We start from the raw sequence: 16,635 nt of genomic DNA, 5'->3' as shown, positions 1-16,635 counted from the left end.
CGGCGTGCGCGCCGGACGGGTCCGGCCGCCGTCCCCGGCCGTCGGCGCCGCCTGGCACGATGGCCGCATGGGGAACGCGCTGCTGCAGTCGATTCACGTCCATCCGGTCAAGGCGTTCCGGGGCGTCTCGCCCCGGGAGGCCGTGGTGGAACCCTGGGGGCTGGCCGGAGACCGGCGCTGGGTGCTGATCGACCACGGGGGAAAGGTCGTCACCCAGCGTCAGCAGCCGCGCCTTGCGCTGGCCGCCGCCGAGCCTCTGCCCGGCGGCGGCGTTCGCCTGTCCGCGCCCGGCACCGGCCCGCTGAGCGTCGCGGTCCCGCGCCCGGACGGCACCGTGCCGGTGGAGATCTTCGGGGACAAGGTCGAGGGCGTCCCGGCCGACGACCCGGCCGTACACGCCTGGTGCAGCGCCTTCCTGGACGCCGACGTGCGCCTCGTGCACATGGACGACCCGGCGACGCGCCGGCCCGTCGACCCGGCGTACGCCCGGCCCGGCGAGACGGTGAGCTTCGCCGACGGCTACCCGCTGCTGCTCGCCTCGGCCGCCTCGCTGGACGCCCTCAACTCCCTGATCGCGCAGGGCGACCACCCGGCCGAGGGCCCCCTGCCGATGAACCGGTTCCGGCCGAACGTGGTGGTGGCCGGCGCCGACGCCTGGGCCGAGGACGACTGGACGCGCCTCGCCATCGGGGACGTCGTCTTCCGTGTCGCCAAGCCGTGCGGGCGCTGCGTGGTGACCACCACCGACCAGGAGACCGCGCGGCGGGGCAAGGAGCCGCTGCGCACGCTCGGCCGGTACCGCCGCTTCGGCGGCGGCCTGCTGTTCGGGCAGAACCTCGTCCCGCTCACCCGCGGCACCCTCCACGTCGGCGACCCGGTGCGGATCCTCGACCCGGCGGCCTGACGAACCGTTTCCGGACACGGCCGACGGGCCCCGGAAGGGACGAACGGGCGGCCCCGGTACGGCGAACCCGCGACCCGGTGACGTCGACGCGGGGCCGTGGCCGGAAAGATCCGGACAACGTGCGGCGGCCGGGAACCGGGGCCGGGTGCATGCACGTTGAGTCGTCGTGAGGAGTCCGAGGAAGCCCGAGGAAGCCCGAGGAAGCCCGAGGAAGCCCGAGGAGTCCTGAGGAGTCCTCAGACGTCCTGATCGGGGCCCGGTCGGTCGGCAGTGATTTCGCTCTCCTTCGACCGGGTTCCGCGGGTGAGCGGCTCCGCAGGGGGTTGTCACGGAGCGGGAGGGGGTGCGAGACGGTGCGAGCTATCGGCGGGCTCCGGCGCTGGCGGCGCAATCCGCTGCGCCGCACGACCGACCTGGCCGAGGCCTGGGTGGCCCTGGTCGCCCTGCTGCTGATGCTGGCCGTCGCGCCCCTGATCGGCCTGTTGGCCGGCGGCGCCGCCCAACAGGCCCTGCAGCGGTCCGTGCGGGATCAGCACCGCGCCCGCCACCTGGTGACGGCCACCGTGGTGCGCAAGCTGAACCGCTCCCCACTGGACACCGACCCGGAGACCTCCTCTCCACGGGACCTGCGCAGCCGCGTGCTCGCCGAGTGGACCGGACCGGACGGCTCAGCGCACCGCGAAGTGGCCATCGCCGGGCTCGTGTCACCGCACGCGGGCGACCGCTTCGCGATATGGACGGACCGTCAGGGCCGAATAGTGGCCCGGCCGCTGGACTCGGCCACGGCGACCACGCACGCGGTCCTCGCCGGCGTCGGCGCCGCGCTGCTGACCGCCGGCACGGTCGAGTGCGCCCGGCGGCTGATCGTCTGGCGCATGGTCCGCCGCAGGTACGCGCGTTGGGACCGGGCCTGGGAGCAGGCGGGCCCGGACTGGGGCAGGACCGGCGCCGGCAGCTGACGGCCTTGGGGCTCTGGTCAACCCACCCCCCGCGCGCACGCTACGGTGGACCGGCCGAAGCATTCGGCGACAAACCCGCGTCGACACAGGTGGGGGCACAGCAACGCCATGGCACAGGGCACGGTCCAGGTGACGCACACCGGCACATCGCGGTGGCGGCGCCGCACGGGTGAGTACGCGTCGCTCGCCGCCGCCCTGGAGGCCGCGGCCGACGGTGACGTCCTCACCGTCGCCCCCGGCACCTACCGGGAGAACCTCGTCGTCCAGCGGGCGGTGACGCTGCGCGGCCCCGAGGGCGCCCCCGGCTCGGTGCGGATCGCACCCGTGGACGGGGTGCCGTTGACCGTGCGTGCCTCGGCGGTGGTGCAGGACCTGTACGTGGAGGGCCAGGACGCGGCCGCGCCCGCGCTGCTCGTCGAGGAGGGCGCGCCGGAGCTGACGGATGTCCGGGTCGTGACGCGGTCCGCGGCCGGCATCGAGGTGCGCGCGGGCGCGCGTCCGACCGTGCGCCGCTGCACCGTCGACAACCCGGCGGGCATCGGCATCGCCGTGGTCGACGGCGGTGGCGGGGTGTTCGAGGAGTGCGAGGTCGTCGCGGCCGGGCAGGCGGGCGTCGCGGTGCGCGGCGGCGGGCACCCGCGTCTGGAGCGCTGCCGGATCCACCACGCCTCCGGCTCGGGTCTGACCGCCACCGGGGAGAACTCGGCGCTGGAGGCGGTGGGTTGCGAGGTGTACGAGGTCCGTGGCAGCGGTGTCCAGGTCACCGGCCGCGCCACCGCGCACCTCACCGACTGCGATGTGCACCGCACCACGGCGGACGGCGTCACCCTCGACACGGAGGCGGTGCTCACCCTCGCCGACTGCCGCATCCACGACATCCCGGAGAACGCGGTCGACCTGCGTTCCCGCTCGGTGCTCACCCTGACCCGCACGTCGGTGCGTCAGTTCGGGCGCAACGGGCTGTCGGTGTGGGACCCCGGCACCCGCGTCGACGCCAACCAGTGCGAGATCTTCGACAGCACCGGCGACTACCCGGCCGTGTGGGTCAGCGACGGCGCGACCGCGGTCCTCGACTCGTGCCGGGTGCACGACGTGCCGGACGCCCTGTTCGTCCTGGACCGCGGTTCCCGGGCGGACGTCGTCGACAGCGACCTGTCGCAGGTGCGCAACACAGCGGTGTCGGTGAGCGACGGCGCGACCGCGCAGCTCGACGACTGCCGCATCCGGGACGCCGCGACGGGCGCCTGGTTCCGCGACCACGGCAGCGGCGGCACCCTCAACAACTGCACCGTGGACGGCACGCAGACCGGCGTGATCGTCACCAAGGGCGCCGACCCCACCATCGAGCGGTGCACGGTCGACTCCCCCGCCGAGGCCGGCTTCTACGTGTCGGCGGGCGGCCGCGGCTCCTTCCTGAACTGCCGGGTGACGGGCAGCGGCGGATACGGCTTCCACGTGATAGACGGCTGCCGTACGACGCTGAAGAAGTGCCGCACGGAGCGGTGCACGCGCGGCGGCTACGAGTTCGCGGACGCCGGAGCGGACGCTGCGCCCGGGGCCGGTCCCGTGGTGGAGGACTGCACCAGCGACGAGAGCGCGGGCGTGCGGCCGCCCTCGGCCCGGGAGACCGTCACGCAGACGACCGTCCCGTCCGGAGGCCTGCTGGGCACGGTCCCCGGCCCCCGCGGCGGCGACACGGCGCCCGTGGCCGCCGCCACGGAGCCGGAGCAGCCGGCGCGGGCCTCGCAGGACGTGCTCGGCGAACTCGACGCGCTGGTGGGCCTGGAGAGCGTCAAGCGGGAGGTGCGCGCCCTCATCGACATGATCGAGGTGGGCCGGCGCCGCCGGCAGGCGGGTCTGAAGGCGGCCTCGGTCAAGCGGCACCTGGTCTTCACCGGCTCTCCCGGCACCGGCAAGACCACGGTCGCCCGTCTCTACGGCGAAATCCTCGCCTCCCTCGACGTCCTGGAGAAGGGCCACCTGGTCGAGGTGTCCCGGGTCGACCTGGTCGGCGAGCACATCGGCTCCACGGCGATCCGCACCCAGGAGGCCTTCGACAAGGCGCGCGGCGGCGTGCTGTTCATCGACGAGGCCTACGCGCTGTCCCCGGAGGACGCCGGCCGGGACTTCGGCAAGGAGGCCATCGACACCCTGGTGAAGCTGATGGAGGACCACCGGGACGCGGTCGTCGTGATCGTCGCGGGCTACACGGCCGAGATGGAGCGGTTCCTGGCGGTCAACCCCGGTGTGGCTTCACGCTTCTCACGGACCATCACCTTCGGCGACTACGGTCCCGAGGAGCTGCTGCGGATCGTGGAGCAGCAGGCCGACGAGCACGAGTACCGGCTCGCGCCGGGCGCGTCGGAGGCCTTGCTGAAGTACTTCACCGTCCTGCCGAAGGGGCCCGCGTTCGGCAACGGCCGTACCGCCCGGCAGACCTTCGAGGCGATGGTGGAGCGGCACGCGAGCCGGGTCGCGCAGCTGGCCGAGCCGGACACCGACGACCTGACCCTGCTCTACGCCGAGGACCTGCCCGAGTCCCCCTGAGGGCGAGGGCCCGGCAGTCCGGGCCGCAACCGGGCCAGCAGCCGCTCGCGTTCCTCGGCGAACGCCGGGTCCGCCTGGTAGTCGGAGTGGCCGAGGATCGGGGCGGGCAGCGGATGCCGGGCGGTGCGGCCGTAGGCGAGCGGGTCCTTCAGCGGGGGCCGGTCGACCTCGGGCCCGCAGTCGCCGGGCAGCCGGACCGGGCCGCCGATGGGGTCGGTGGGCCGGTAGAGGTTGCGCCAGCAGTCGACGTCGTGGTGCAGGGCGGTGAGCGCGGCCGGGCCGAAGTGGGCCGGGAACCAGCGGCCGTAGAGGCGTTCCAGCGGGGAGCCGTAGGTCAGCAGGGCGATCCGTTTGCGGTCGTAGGGTCCCAGCTGCCAGGCCGCGGCGGCCGCGAGCACGCTGCCCTGCGAGTGGCCGGAGAGCACGAGCCGGCCGCCGGTGGCGCGCGTCCAGGCCGCCATCCGCCAGGTCAGGTCGGGCACCGCGCGCTCGGCGTAGCAAGGCGGCGCGAAGGGGTGGGCGGCCCGGGGCCAGAAGGTGCCGACGTCCCACAGAATGCCGATGGTGCGGCGCGCGGAGGGGTCCTTGTAGGCGCGTCTGCCCCAGGTGACGAACAGTATGAAGCCGAGCCCGATCAGCCAGGAGCCCAGCGCCTGCGAGGTCGCCGCGGCGCCCTGCACGAACGTCGGGGCGTGTCCGGCGGCCTGGCCGGGCGCCTGCTCGGTGAACTGCGCGCCGAGCAGGGCTCCGGTGCCGAGGACCAGGGTGGCGGTGGAGACGACGGCGACGACCAGCGGGCCGCGGTCGGTGAGCGTGGCCATCGCCCGGGTGGTCGCGATGCGGCGGGTGCGCGCCGTGTCCTTGGGCTCGCCGGGGTAGTCGTGCTCCACCCGGGCCAGCTCGGCGCGGCGCAGCAGCCAGGTCCGCCGTCCCAGCCAGGCGCACAGCACCAGTACGACGACGAGCAGCAGGGGAATCACGGACGCCTGCCAGGTGAGCAGGACGGGCGGGCCGTCGATGGAGGCGCCCGTGCCGTCGAGCCAGTCGGACACCCGCTGCGCCACCCCGCCGGACATCACCCCGCCGAGCGCGCAGGCCAGCAGGGCGACGGCGGGCCCGCCGAGGCCCCGCATCGCGGCGCGGGGGTCCGGGTGGGTGCGGTACAGCAGATGGGCGGTCACGCCGAGGGCGATCACGAGCAGGCCCTGGAGCAGGGCGATGCCGCCGAAGGTGGTGTGGCCGCCCGCCAGCCGGCCCGCCGACCGCCATCCCGGGCGCTCCCAGCCGGCGTAGACCACGGTCAGCGCCAGCAGGGCCAGCGCGGTGAGCGGCAGGCGGCGCACCAGGTGCTCGTCGAGGTGGCGGTCGAGGCGGTTCTCGCTGCGGCCGCGGCGGCAGACCACCCACAGCACGACGGCGCCGGTGGCGACGAGCGCCGCCTGCAGACCCCGGCCCAGCACGTCGAGCACCGCCGGTCCGCCGGGTGCGCGGTCGAAGCGCGCCGCGGCCGAGCCGACCGCGGCGGCCACCGTCAGCAGGCCGGCCGCGGTGTGGGCGGCGCGCAGCCGGGCGACCAGCCGCCGCCCGTACCAGAAGCCGGGACGGCCCAGCGCGGTACGGCCGGTCTCCTCCTCCGGCTCCTGGGTCCGGGAGATCGGCTGCTGCGACTCGTACGCGCTCCAGGTGCGGTGGGAGAGGTACCACAGCAGGCCGGTGAGCGCGGCCGGCACCGCCGCGGCGAGGGCGAGCCTGCGTCCGGGCCGGCTCCACCAGCCGGCGTGCGCCGCGTCGGGCGAGAGGAAGCCCAGCCAGGAATGCCGTGCGGCGCACGCGCGCGTGCCCGCGCACTGCCAGGCGGTGAGGTCGAGGGCGACCTCGCAGGCCGCCGCGACCAGCAGCACCGTCAGGGTCAGTCCGGCGAGCCGCACCAGCAGGCCGTAGAGGCGGACGGTGCGGCCGCGTCCGCGGGCGGTGGGGCGCATCCAGTGCGCGAGGTTGACGACCATGAACGGCAGCAGCAGGAGCCACAGGGCACGGCTGCTGTTGCCGGAGGTGAGGTTGCACCAGACGTACGCCTCCGGCACGGGTCCACCGCGGTGGTCGCCGGGTCTGCTCTCCGCGTCGGCGTCGTCGGCGCGCCGGAAGACGGCCGCCGTGTGGTCGCCGGTGATCCGCACCGTGCGCGGGTCGTCGAGCATCTTTTCGGGCGTGGTGCCGCCGACTCCGTGCACCAGGAGTTCGAGGGCGGCTGCGGATTCCCCGGACCGCTCGGCGGGGCCGTCCGTCCCGCCGGCCGGGGCACGTTCCTGCGCACGTTCCACTGTCGCACTTCCCCGTGACGCGCCGTTGCGTTGTGCGTGCGGGCACAGGATCTCCGCTGGGAGGGCGGTTCACACCTGTCGTTATCGAATCTCGCCTGTCCGGGTGACCGGAGCGGGACGCGTGGGACGCGGGTGGCGGGTGCGCTCGGGGACCGCCGGTGGCGCCGCTGTCGGTGCGGCGTGCGAGGATGGGACGCCCGCGCACCGGGGACGGGAGAATGTCCTGGTCGACGAGGGTCCCCCGGGTTCGGGCGGAGCCGAGGATCCGGGGAGGATGCGCAGGGTGTGGCGGACCGCTTGGACGAAAGGACCGGAGCGTACGTGAGCGAGAATCAGAACCTCCTCGCGGAGCAGCGGCGCGCCCTGATCCTGGACGAGGTGCGACGCCGGGGCGGCGTGCGGGTCAACGAGCTGACGCGCAAGCTCGGCGTGTCGGACATGACGGTGCGCCGCGACCTGGACGCGCTGGCCCGGCAGGGCATGCTGGAGAAGGTGCACGGCGGAGCGGTGCCCGTGGTGGAGGCGAGCACCCACGAGCCGGGTTTCGAGGCCAAGTCGGGGCTGGAGCTGACCGCCAAGGAGGACATCGCGCGGGCCGCGGCCCAACTGGTGGCGCCGGGCACCGCGATCGCCCTGTCGGGCGGTACGACGACGTACGCGCTGGCCCACCATCTGCTCGACGTGCCGGACCTCACCGTCGTCACCAACTCGGTGCGGGTGGCCGACGTCTTCCACGCGGCGCAGCGCACCTCGGGCCCCCGGCAGGGTGCGGCCACGGTGGTGCTGACCGGTGGCGTGCGCACCCCGTCCGACTCGCTGGTGGGCCCGGTGGCCGACCGGGCGATCGGGGCGCTCCACTTCGACCTGCTGTTCCTCGGGGTGCACGGCATATCGGTCGAGGCGGGTCTGTCGACGCCGAACCTCGCCGAGGCCGAGACCAACCGCCGGCTGGTGCAGTCGGCGCGGCGCGTCGTGGTGGTCGCGGACCACACCAAGTGGGGTGTGGTGGGGCTGAGTTCGTTCGCGGAGCTGGAGCAGGTCGACACCCTGGTGACGGACGCGGGGCTGCCCGCGCCGGCCCGCGCGGAGATCTCGGAGCAGCTGCGGCAACTGGTGGTGGCGGGCGAGCCGGAGGACTGATCCGGCCGACGTTCGGGCATCCGGCCGGCCGGTGCGGACACCCGGCCGGACAGCGGGGTCGTCCGGCCGGACGGTCTCGGCGCGGCCGGACGGTTCGGCCCATTCGGCCGACCGGTGCGGGCATTCGGTGCAGACATCCGTCGGGCAGCCGGTTATCGTGCCGCCGACAGGCCGACCGCCCTTCTGGTCAAGGGAGTTGTGTCCATGCCGCGCCGACTGCGTCCCGTCGGGCTCGACTTCCTCGAGACCGCGCCCGTCCGGCTGGTGTTCGTCCGGGAGATCCGCGCCGCCCCGGACGCGGTCTACCGCGCGCTCGCCGAGGACGTGCCGGGCTGGGCGGAGTGGTTCTCCGCGGTGACCGCGGCCCGGCCGCTCGACGACGGCGCCCGGCGTGAGATCCGGCTCAGGGGCGGCACGCGCCTGGAGGAGACGGTCCTCGCGGCCGAGAAGGCGCGGCTGTACGCCTACCGCGTGGACGCGACCGGCGCGCCGGGGCCGCGGGCGCTCGTGGAGGAGTGGCGGCTCGTGCCCGCGGACGGCGGAACGCGCGTGCGCTGGACCTTCGCCGCGGACGGGGCCGCGCCGTTCCGGCTGGTGATGAGGGCCGCTCGGCCGGGCCTCGGCCGGGCCTTCCGGGACGCGGTCACCTCGCTGGACCGGCGCCTGGCGCGCTGAGCGCGCCGAGCGCTCAGCCGGACCAGACGCCGGTGCGCAGCAGGGACTCGATCACCGCCGTGTACGGCGCGATGTCCAGGCCCTGTTCGGCGAGCCAGGCGTCCGAGTAGTACTTGTCCAGGTACCGGTCGCCCGGGTCGCACAGCAGCGTCACCACGCTCCCCCGCCGCCCCTCGGCCACCATCTCGGCGACGATCTTCAGCGCGCTCCACAGCCCGGTGCCGGTCGAGCCGCCCGCCCGGCGGCCGATGACCCGCTCCAGGGCCCGTACGGCGGCGACGGCGGCCGCGTCGGGCACCTTCATCATCCGGTCGATCGCGCCGGGCACGAAGCTCGGCTCCATGCGGGGGCGGCCGATGCCCTCGATGCGGGAACCGCAGTCGCAGGTGACGTCCGGATCGCCGGTGCTCCAGCCGTCGAAGAAGCAGGAGTTCTCCGGGTCGGCGACGCAGACGCGGGTGTCGTGCTGCATGTAGTGGACATAGCGGGCGATGGTCGCCGAGGTGCCGCCGGTCCCGGCCGTGGCGACGATCCAGGCCGGCTCGGGGAACCGCTCCAGCTCCAGCTGGCGGAAGATCGACTCGGCGATGTTGTTGTTGCCGCGCCAGTCGGTGGCCCGTTCGGCGTAGGTGAACTGGTCCATGTAGTGGCCGCCGGTCTCGGCCGCAAGCCGGGCCGACTCCTCGTACATCATGCGCGAGTCGTCCACGAAGTGGCACTGCCCGCCCTGGAACTCGATGAGACGGCACTTCTCGGCGCTGGTCGTGCGCGGCATGACCGCGACGAAGGGCACGCCGATCAGCTTGGCGAAGTAGGCCTCCGAGACGGCCGTCGAGCCGCTGGACGCCTCGATCACCGGGCGGCCGGGCCGGATCCAGCCATTGCACAGGGCGTAGAGGAAGAGCGAGCGGGCGAGCCGGTGCTTGAGGCTGCCGGTCGGGTGCGTCGACTCGTCCTTCAGATACAGGTCGACCCCCCACTTCTCGGGCAGCGGGAACCGGAGCAGGTGGGTGTCGGCGGAACGGTTGGCGTCCGCCTGAACCTTGCGCACCGCTTCTTTCAGCCAGCCGCGGTAGGCGTCGTCGCTGCGGTCGATGTCGAGGGTCACGCCGTTGTCGAGGGTCGCGCCGTTCGGGATCTGCTGGGAAATGGTCACGGCGGTGCTCCTCACGCGGGGCCGCACACGGGGGGAAGTGCGGCCGACGCACCGATCATAGACACCTCGCGCACGCTTCTCACCTGCATAAACACTGCTTTGAGCGGCCCAAAGGACAGCCTGGGGCACGGGGGGCGCAAGGGGGTAGGGGCGCGTTCGCGCGTGTGCTCCGGGCGCGCGGGGGGAGGCTCCCGTGCGCACTGGTGCTCGACGCCGGGCGCGGGCAGACTGCAGCGGACGGAGACACACTGGATCACCATTCGAGCTGGACCGGGGCCGCCCAGGCGTGCGGTCCGGCGCACCGGACACGTACGAGGGGGTGGGGCGGCATGGCCGAGCCTGAGTTCAGGGCCACGGGCGTGCGGATCGGGAAGCGGCTGCGTTCGCTCACCCGGGCCGGACAGGTCCGGATCAGTGGCGGCAGGGTCGAACTGCTCACCAGCTACGGCAGCGAGATCGACAGCGCGCCGGTGCGGGCGGTGCGCGCCTCCCGGCCCTGGTTCGCGCCGCAGGACCGGGCGCTCGCGGACCTCGGCGGCAAGCGGTACCTGCTGACCCTGGGCGATCACGACCCCGCTCCGGGCGAGCCGGGACCGCCCGCGGCACGCCGGTTCATCGAGGCCGTGCGCGCCGCGGCCCGGCGCGGCGGCTGAGCGCGGTCGCGCCGCACCGGCGGGCGGCGTGGGACGCGCGGGATCCGCGGACGATCCGCGCGAGTTGCGGGGCCGCGCCCCTTGCGTCACGCTGGTCACACGTCACTCTGGGTTTACCGGCGATAACGCTGCGAACCAGCCCGCCGGGCACTACAGCAGGCGGCCGTTCCCACTCCGGCGCTGCTGGATCCGAACTCCGTGTTCTTCCGGACCCTTCAAGTCGGGGAGTCGCAGCCGTGATCAGTCACCCAAGCAGGCACTGCACGGTGGAGCTGCAAGCCCTGCCGTCGCGGATCGGCCAGGTCCGCAGAATCCTTTCGGCGCAGTTGCGCTACTGGCATCTGGACACCCTCATCGACCGCGCCGTGCTCGGTGTGACGGAGCTGTTGACCAACGTCCACCGACATGCCCAACCCGACAAGGTGTGCACCGTCGAGATAGAGCTGCTGCTGGACCGGCTCATGGTCTCGGTGCGCGACCACGACCCCCGGCTCCCCGAGGTACGGGACGTCGACCCCGGCGCCACCAGCGGGCGCGGGCTCGCCATGGTGGCCGCCATGAGCGAGAGCTGGGGCGCGCGCCCGGACGGCGAGTCGGGCAAGATCGTCTGGTTCACCCTCCCTACCGCGCCGGTCACCGCCGCCGCCCGCCCCCCACGCCGCACGGCCGACACCCCGGCCCACCGGTTCGCCGAGGTCGACACCCTGGCCGACGACCACAGGAACGCACACGCTCCCGCCCGGTCCGCCGTCGCAGGCTGACCGGGCGGTGAGACATCCCGGCACGCGCCCCCGCGGCTCCCCCGTGGGGGCGCGCGGGGGACGAGGCGGCGTCGTACGGCCGCCCCGTCACCGCCGGGATCGTCGGTCGGCCGGTACGTCGCGCCGGTACGTCGCCGTCACTCGGCGGCGATGGCGCGCAGGACGTCCAGCCGCGCCGCCCGCCGGGCCGGGCGCAGGCCCGCCAGAACGCCGGCCGCGAGGCCCACCAGGACCACGGTCAGCAGCCGCACGGGCGGGACGGCGAAGGCGAAGGCGCTGTCGCTCGCCCCATCGGAGGCTTCGACCAGGACCCAGCCGAGGAAGGTGCCCAGGACGAGGCCGTTCACGGTGCCGAAGGCGGCGACGAGGACGGACTCCCAGCGGACCATGGCCCTCAGCTGGCGGCGGGTCTGGCCGACGGCCCGCAACAGGCCCAGTTCCCGGGTGCGTTCGTGGACCGCCAGGGTGAGGGTGTTGGCGATGCCCAGCAGCGCGATGAGGACCGCGAGCGCGAGCAGGGCGTAGACCAGGGTCAGCATCATGTCGATGCCGCCGGCCGAGGACCGCGCGTACTCGTCACGGGTCTGCACCTCGGGGTTGCCGTAGCGCGCGGCGACCTTCCGCACCGCGGCCTTGCCCGCGTCCGCGCTGACACCGTGCTTGAAGGTGACCGCGACGAGCGTGTCGGCGTCCTGCGTGCGGTGCGGGGCCCAGGCGACGCGGGTGATGACGTAGTCGCCGGCGAGTTCGGAGCGGCCGTAGACGGCGCGGACGGTGAACGTCCTCGTCCGGCCGTCGGCGAAGGTGAGCCGCGCGGTGTCGCCGGTGGTGAGGTGCTGCCGGCCGGCCTCCTTCCCGGTGACGGCGATGCCGTCGGCGCCGACGTGGCGCAGGGAGCCGTGCACCTCGCCCAGGTCGAAGGTGCGTTCCAGGGCGACCGGGTCGGTCACGGTCAACGCCCTCCCCTTGCCGTCGACTTCGGCGACACCGCGGCCGAGCCCGACGGCGGTGTCCACCTCGGGCAGGCGGCCGATCGCCCCGGCGAGCCGGGGGCTGAGTCCGCTGCCGCCCGCGCCGAAGGACGGTGTGCTCACGGCGACGTCGCCCGCGAAGGAGCGGGACACGGTCTGGTCCATGGTCGCCTTGAGGGAGGCCGCGAAGACCGTGAACAGCGACACCACGGCCACGCCGATCATCAGGGCGGTGGCGGTGGCGGCCGTCCGCCGGGGACTGCGCAGGGCGTTGCGCCGGGCGAGGGAGCCCGTGACGCCGCGCAGCCGGCCGAGCGGGCCGCCGAGGGCGCGCACCGCCGCGGTGGCGACGACCGGGCCGAGGACCACGAAGGAGACCAGCGCGAGGACGGCCCCGGCTCCCGCCGCCCAGAGGGAGGGTGCGGCCAGGACGCCGGTGAGCGTGACGGCGACGGCGAGGACGGCGAGGCCCGCTCCGGCGACGGCGCGCGTGCGTGAGGCGCCGGAGCGGTCGGCGGCCGTCTCGCGCAGCGCGGCCAGCGGGGCGGTGCGCCCGGCGCGTACGGCGGGCAGCAGGGCGGAGCCGAGACAGACCAGGACGCCGACCGCGAGCGGCAGGGCCAGCGACACGGCGCCGATCACCAGGTGGCCGTCGGGGAAGGGGAAGCCGAGCGCCGGGAACAGCGCCTGAAGTCCCGCGGCGACGCCGATGCCGCCCGCCAACCCGGCCGCCGACGCGGTCACGGCCACGGCGCCCGCCTCCAGGAGGGTCGCTGCGGTGATCTGGCGGCGCGCGGCTCCGAGGGCCCTGAGCAGGGCGTTCTCGCGGGTGCGCTGGGCGGTGACGATGGCGAGGGTGTTGTGGATGGAGAAGGTCGCCACCAGCAGGGCGACGCCGGAGAAGACCAGCAGGAAGGTGGTGAAGAGGGTGAGGAACCGGCTGGAGACCATTTCGGTGTTCTCCCGCGCCGACTCCTGGCCGGTGATCGCCTCGACGCCCGTGGGCAGGACGCGGGTCAGGCGGGACACCAACCGGCCCTGACTCAGGCCGGGTTCGGCCCGCAGGAGGATCCTCGCCGCCTGGCCCGGCCTGGCCGTGAGGTACTTCTCGGCGTCGGCGCGCGTCATGCCGGTGTAGGTCACCTGCGCCATGCCGTCCTCGCCGCCGAAGGTCGCGAGGCCGACGACGGTCACCCGGACCGGGTCGGGCGTGCGCAGGGTCGTGGTGTCGCCGATCCGCAGGCCGCCCTGCTTGGCGGCGCCGCGGTTGACGACGACCTCGCCGGGCTTCTCGGGGGCGTGGCCCTCGGCGAGCCGGTAGGGGTTGAGTTGCGGGTCGGCGATCCAGTTCCCGGCGACGGTGGGCGGGCCCTGGCCGCCGACGGGCTCTCCGTCGGCCCCGACGAGCTGGCCCGCGCCCTGGATGTCGGGCTCGGCGGCGGCCACGCCCGGCACTCCGGCGAGGGCGTCGGCGAGGTGCGCGTCGACCGGCCGGCGTACGCCCTGGCTCTCACCGGGCGCGGTGATGGCGTCGGCGCCGCGGACGACGGCGTCCGTCCCGCGGGCCGCGTCGCCGAACATGGTGTCGAAGCCGGCGCGGAGCGTGTCGCCCATGACGAGGGTGCCGGCCAGGAAGGCGACGCCGAGGAACACGGCGAGGAAGGTGCCGGCGAAGCGCCGCTTGTGGGCGCGCAGGGAGGCCGCGCCGAGGCGGAGGGAGGCGTTCACGAGCCTGCCTCGAAGGACTTCAGCCGGTCCAGCACCCGGTCGGCGGTCGGCGAGTCCATCCGGTCGACCAGGCGTCCGTCCGCGAGGAAGACGACCTCGTCGGCGTGGGCGGCGGCCACCGGGTCGTGGGTGACCATGACGACCGTGCGGCCCGTCCGCCGCACGGCGCGGCCGAGCAGGGCGAGGACCTCCCCGCCGGAGCGGGAGTCGAGGTTGCCGGTCGGCTCGTCGGCGAAGACGACGTCCGGGCGGCCGGCGAAGGCCCGTGCCACGGCAACGCGTTGCTGCTGGCCGCCGGAGAGCTCGGCGGGCCGGTGGTGGAGCCGGTCGCGCAGGCCGACGACGTCGACGAGCGCGTCGATCCACTCCGGGTCGCCGCTGCCGCCCGCGAGGTCCAGCGGCAGCGTGATGTTCTCCCGCACGGTCAGCGTGGGCACCAGGTTGAACGCCTGGAAGACGAAGCCCACCCGGTCGCGGCGCAGCCGGGTCAGGCGGCGGTCGTCGAGGCCGCCCAGGTCGGTGTCGCCGACGAAGGCGGCGCCCGAGGTGAGCGTGTCCAGGCCGGCCGCGCAGTGCATCAGGGTGGACTTGCCGGAGCCCGAGGGGCCCATGATCGCGGTGAACCGGCCGGCCGGGAAGTCGACGCTCACCCCGTCCAGGGCCCTGACCGCGGTGTCGCCGCGGCCGTAGACCTTGACGGCGTCGACGACCCGGGCGGCCGTCCGGGTGACGGTCGTCGTGGTCATGCCGCACCGCCCCTGCCGGTGCGGCCGAACTGCTCGTCCAGGACGGACAGCCGGCGCCAGTACTCGTCCTCGTCGATCTCACCGGAGGCGAAGCGGTGGCCGAGCACGGTGATCGGTGAGTTCTCCTGGACGGTGGGTCGCCCCGGGGCGCCGCCGCGTCCGCGCCTCACCGTGCGGCGCAGCAGGGTGACGGCGCCGGTCACGACGGCCGCCCAGACCAGGGGGAACAGCAGGATCCACGGGCCGGGCCCGCCGTCGCCGAAGTGGGCCAGGGTCTGCATGTCGGTTCAGCTCCTCGGGGTGCGATGGAGGTGACGGAGGCGGTGGCCTCGTCGTCCGGTCGCTTCCGAGGGTCGTCCCCGAAGGGGGCCCAGGTCGTCGTACGGCCAGCGGCACCGCGCCTACCCCGGGGGGAGTACGCGGGCGGCGGGCGGCTGCTTCCCGGTCCGGCTCAGCGGGGGGCTCAGCGGGGCGTGACGTCCCCGTGCCTGATGAGGTAGTGGAAGGTGTCGGAGTAGCCGATCGACGGCGTGATCAGCAGGCTGACGTCGACCGGTGCGGGCTCGGTGCTCGCGGTGGCGAACTCGCGGACCGCGTGCCTGCCGGTCAGCGGGTACCAGAACCAGCCGCCGGCCTTGCCCACCGTGATGCGGTCGGACTCCTTCCAGGCCCCGCCGTCGCGGACGAAGACCTGCATGCGCACGGTGGCGGCGTACTTGTCGGACGTGGACCGCAGGGCGGTGAGCGTGACCTGGTAGTCCGTGCCGAGTACGGATGTCGCGACGACCTGGGACTGCGGGGCCGTCCGGGCGGGCGTCGACGCTCCGGCGTCCGCGGTGGCGACGGAGCCGGTGGTGGTCAGGGTGGTGAGTGTGAGCGCTGCGGCGGAGAGTGCGACGGTCCGCCGGCGCGGACCGCGCGGTGTCTTGTCTGTCGTCATGTCGGCCTCCCTCACTGAAGGGGACACGCGGGCGGCGACCGGCGGTTGCGGACCGTTCGGCCCTGGGCGCGGCGGCCCCGTGGACGTTACCTACCAGTATGTACAGTTCCGCACCTTAGGGCCTGCGCGGAGCCGCCATGGGCGTACGCGGCGAGGACACGGCGGGAACGATCCGGCGGGCCGCTTCGTTGGCCCGGACCCATCGACATCGAGATCCCTGGGAGCATCGTGCCCGAGACCTCCGCCGCGTCCAGCACCTCGGCCACCTCAGCCACGTCGGCAGCACCCGCCACATCCACCACCACCGCCACCTCCGCGACTTCCGCCGTTCTGCCGGCACTCCCGGCGCTGAGCGCGCAGGCCGAGCGACTGATCGAAATGGGGGTGCACGAGCGAGCGGGGCTGTCCGCCGCCCGGCTTCGCGCCTTCGCCGCGGCCACCGAGGCCGTCGTGGGCGGGGAGGGCGCCCTGCTCACCGTTCACCCGGACCGCGCCCCCGCCTCCGCCCTCGCCCCGCTGCTCCGCCATGACGGCAAACCCGGATTCATCGTGACCGACATGTCGGACGTCGACCTCTTCGCCCCGCTCGACAGCGTCGTGCTGCCGGACTCCCCGCTGCAGGTTCTCACCGGCCTGGACCGCGGCGACCACATGGCCGGCTGGAGCCCGAACGAGGCGCTGCCCGCCCTCACGTCGGAAGCCCGCACCCCGTTACTGCTCACCGAGGGCATCCACTGGGTGCTGCAGCAGCCCGCCGTCCTGGAGCGCAACCACTGCTTCATGACCATCGGCTCCCGGCTGCGCAAGGCGGGCGGCGGCCTGGACGCCCGTACCCCGGCGATCTGGATCAGCAACGGCACCGGGCGGGACGGCCGCGAGCGCCGCGACGCGCCCAAGGTCGGCTGGTGCTGGGCGGGCAACCGGCACACCTGGCTGGGCTTCGCCTCCGCGGCGGACCGCCGGGGCGAGGACGGGTAGGGCCGCCCGCCGGGGCGAGGACCGGTAGGGCCGCCCGCCTCGCCGGGACGCTCAGCGTGCCGGCCCCGGGGGGGGGGGGGGGGGGGGGGGGGGGGGGGGGGGGGGGGGGGGGGGGGGGCGGGGGGAGGGAGGGGAGGGGGGGGGGGGGGAGAGCGA

Annotated in this window: 14 protein-coding genes; 8 read left to right on the top strand and 6 right to left on the bottom strand. The window is 74.6% G+C overall.

Annotated elements, in window-relative coordinates; all coding sequences use genetic code 11:
- Nucleotides 1–67: 67 nt before the first annotated feature.
- The 3 genes from ACZ5GT_RS26910 (at nt 68) to ACZ5GT_RS26900 (ending at nt 4,410) form a co-directional block, all read left to right on the top strand.
- Entirely contained in the window at nt 68–904 is an 837-nt protein-coding gene (locus ACZ5GT_RS26910) for an MOSC domain-containing protein (protein WP_469031424.1), read from the top strand.
- 353 nt (nt 905–1,257) lie between these two features.
- Nucleotides 1,258–1,863 (top strand): Rv1733c family protein, encoded by a 606-nt coding sequence (locus tag ACZ5GT_RS26905; protein ID WP_469031421.1) that lies wholly within the window; start codon nt 1,258–1,260, stop codon nt 1,861–1,863.
- Nucleotides 1,864–1,971: 108 nt separating this feature from the next.
- The gene (locus ACZ5GT_RS26900) at nt 1,972–4,410 is read left to right on the top strand and encodes a right-handed parallel beta-helix repeat-containing protein (protein ID WP_469031418.1); all 2,439 of its coding nucleotides are present in this window, start codon (nt 1,972–1,974) and stop codon (nt 4,408–4,410) included.
- Here the strand turns inward: ACZ5GT_RS26900 and ACZ5GT_RS26895 are convergent.
- A complete protein-coding gene (locus ACZ5GT_RS26895) occupies nt 4,380–6,731 on the bottom strand; it encodes a hypothetical protein (protein ID WP_469031416.1) in 2,352 nt (783 codons plus the stop codon). The two genes, ACZ5GT_RS26900 and ACZ5GT_RS26895, sit on opposite strands and share 31 nt — an antisense overlap.
- 321 nt (nt 6,732–7,052) lie before the next feature.
- Here ACZ5GT_RS26895 and ACZ5GT_RS26890 point away from each other — a divergent pair, with 321 nt between their 5' ends.
- Nucleotides 7,053–7,871 (top strand): DeoR/GlpR family DNA-binding transcription regulator, encoded by an 819-nt coding sequence (locus ACZ5GT_RS26890; RefSeq protein ID WP_469031413.1) that lies wholly within the window; start codon nt 7,053–7,055, stop codon nt 7,869–7,871.
- A gap of 204 nt (nt 7,872–8,075) precedes the next feature.
- Complete coding sequence (locus tag ACZ5GT_RS26885) at nt 8,076–8,546, top strand: SRPBCC family protein (protein ID WP_469031410.1); 471 nt, start codon at nt 8,076–8,078, stop codon at nt 8,544–8,546.
- 13 nt (nt 8,547–8,559) lie between these two features.
- On the opposite strand, the gene cds1 is transcribed toward ACZ5GT_RS26885, so the two are convergent.
- Nucleotides 8,560–9,684 carry an L-cysteine desulfhydrase Cds1 gene (gene cds1, locus ACZ5GT_RS26880; RefSeq protein WP_469031524.1) on the bottom strand — a complete coding sequence of 375 codons (1,125 nt, stop codon included), beginning with the start codon at nt 9,682–9,684 and terminating at the stop codon, nt 8,560–8,562.
- 347 nt (nt 9,685–10,031) lie between these two features.
- Here cds1 and ACZ5GT_RS26875 point away from each other — a divergent pair, with 347 nt between their 5' ends.
- Both ACZ5GT_RS26875 and ACZ5GT_RS26870 read left to right on the top strand, forming a co-directional pair.
- Nucleotides 10,032–10,355 carry a hypothetical protein gene (locus ACZ5GT_RS26875; protein WP_469031407.1) on the top strand — a complete coding sequence of 108 codons (324 nt, stop codon included), beginning with the start codon at nt 10,032–10,034 and terminating at the stop codon, nt 10,353–10,355.
- Between the two features lie 236 nt (nt 10,356–10,591).
- Complete coding sequence (locus tag ACZ5GT_RS26870) at nt 10,592–11,116, top strand: ATP-binding protein (protein ID WP_469031405.1); 525 nt, start codon at nt 10,592–10,594, stop codon at nt 11,114–11,116.
- Between the two features lie 137 nt (nt 11,117–11,253).
- Here ACZ5GT_RS26870 and ACZ5GT_RS26865 read toward each other — a convergent pair whose 3' ends face one another.
- The 4 genes from ACZ5GT_RS26865 to ACZ5GT_RS26850 all read right to left on the bottom strand — a co-directional run bounded on the left by ACZ5GT_RS26865 (nt 11,254) and on the right by ACZ5GT_RS26850 (nt 15,501).
- Entirely contained in the window at nt 11,254–13,815 is a 2,562-nt protein-coding gene (locus ACZ5GT_RS26865) for an ABC transporter permease (protein WP_469031402.1), read from the bottom strand.
- On the bottom strand, nt 13,812–14,561 hold the full coding sequence (locus tag ACZ5GT_RS26860; RefSeq protein WP_469031399.1) for an ABC transporter ATP-binding protein: 750 nt from the start codon (nt 14,559–14,561) through the stop codon (nt 13,812–13,814). The genes ACZ5GT_RS26865 and ACZ5GT_RS26860 overlap by 4 nt, the downstream gene beginning before the upstream one ends.
- Nucleotides 14,558–14,842, bottom strand: coding sequence for an SHOCT domain-containing protein (locus ACZ5GT_RS26855; RefSeq protein WP_469031396.1), 285 nt, complete (start codon nt 14,840–14,842; stop codon nt 14,558–14,560). The genes ACZ5GT_RS26860 and ACZ5GT_RS26855 overlap by 4 nt, the downstream gene beginning before the upstream one ends.
- 182 nt (nt 14,843–15,024) lie before the next feature.
- Nucleotides 15,025–15,501 carry a hypothetical protein gene (locus ACZ5GT_RS26850; protein ID WP_469031394.1) on the bottom strand — a complete coding sequence of 159 codons (477 nt, stop codon included), beginning with the start codon at nt 15,499–15,501 and terminating at the stop codon, nt 15,025–15,027.
- 378 nt (nt 15,502–15,879) lie between these two features.
- Here ACZ5GT_RS26850 and ACZ5GT_RS26845 point away from each other — a divergent pair, with 378 nt between their 5' ends.
- On the top strand, nt 15,880–16,479 hold the full coding sequence (locus ACZ5GT_RS26845) for a DUF5701 family protein (protein ID WP_469031523.1): 600 nt from the start codon (nt 15,880–15,882) through the stop codon (nt 16,477–16,479).
- Nucleotides 16,480–16,635 lie beyond the last annotated feature (156 nt).

This window comes from Streptomyces sp. NPDC031340, from assembly GCF_055569945.1.
Note: the sequence above shows the minus strand (reverse complement) of the source record. Positions and strands in the feature narration are given on the sequence as shown.

Excerpts from the sequence above, each read along its gene's own strand:
- ACZ5GT_RS26910 (WP_469031424.1), top strand. The coding sequence starts at position 68 with ATGGGGAACGCGCTGCTGCAGTCGATTCACGTCCATCCGGTCAAGGCG.
- ACZ5GT_RS26900 (WP_469031418.1), top strand. The coding sequence starts at position 1,972 with ATGGCACAGGGCACGGTCCAGGTGACGCACACCGGCACATCGCGGTGG.
- ACZ5GT_RS26885 (WP_469031410.1), top strand. The coding sequence starts at position 8,076 with ATGCCGCGCCGACTGCGTCCCGTCGGGCTCGACTTCCTCGAGACCGCG.
- ACZ5GT_RS26875 (WP_469031407.1), top strand. The coding sequence starts at position 10,032 with ATGGCCGAGCCTGAGTTCAGGGCCACGGGCGTGCGGATCGGGAAGCGG.
- ACZ5GT_RS26860 (WP_469031399.1), bottom strand. The coding sequence starts at position 14,561 with ATGACCACGACGACCGTCACCCGGACGGCCGCCCGGGTCGTCGACGCC.
- ACZ5GT_RS26855 (WP_469031396.1), bottom strand. The coding sequence starts at position 14,842 with ATGCAGACCCTGGCCCACTTCGGCGACGGCGGGCCCGGCCCGTGGATC.
- ACZ5GT_RS26850 (WP_469031394.1), bottom strand. The coding sequence starts at position 15,501 with ATGACGACAGACAAGACACCGCGCGGTCCGCGCCGGCGGACCGTCGCA.
- ACZ5GT_RS26845 (WP_469031523.1), top strand. The coding sequence starts at position 15,880 with ATGGGGGTGCACGAGCGAGCGGGGCTGTCCGCCGCCCGGCTTCGCGCC.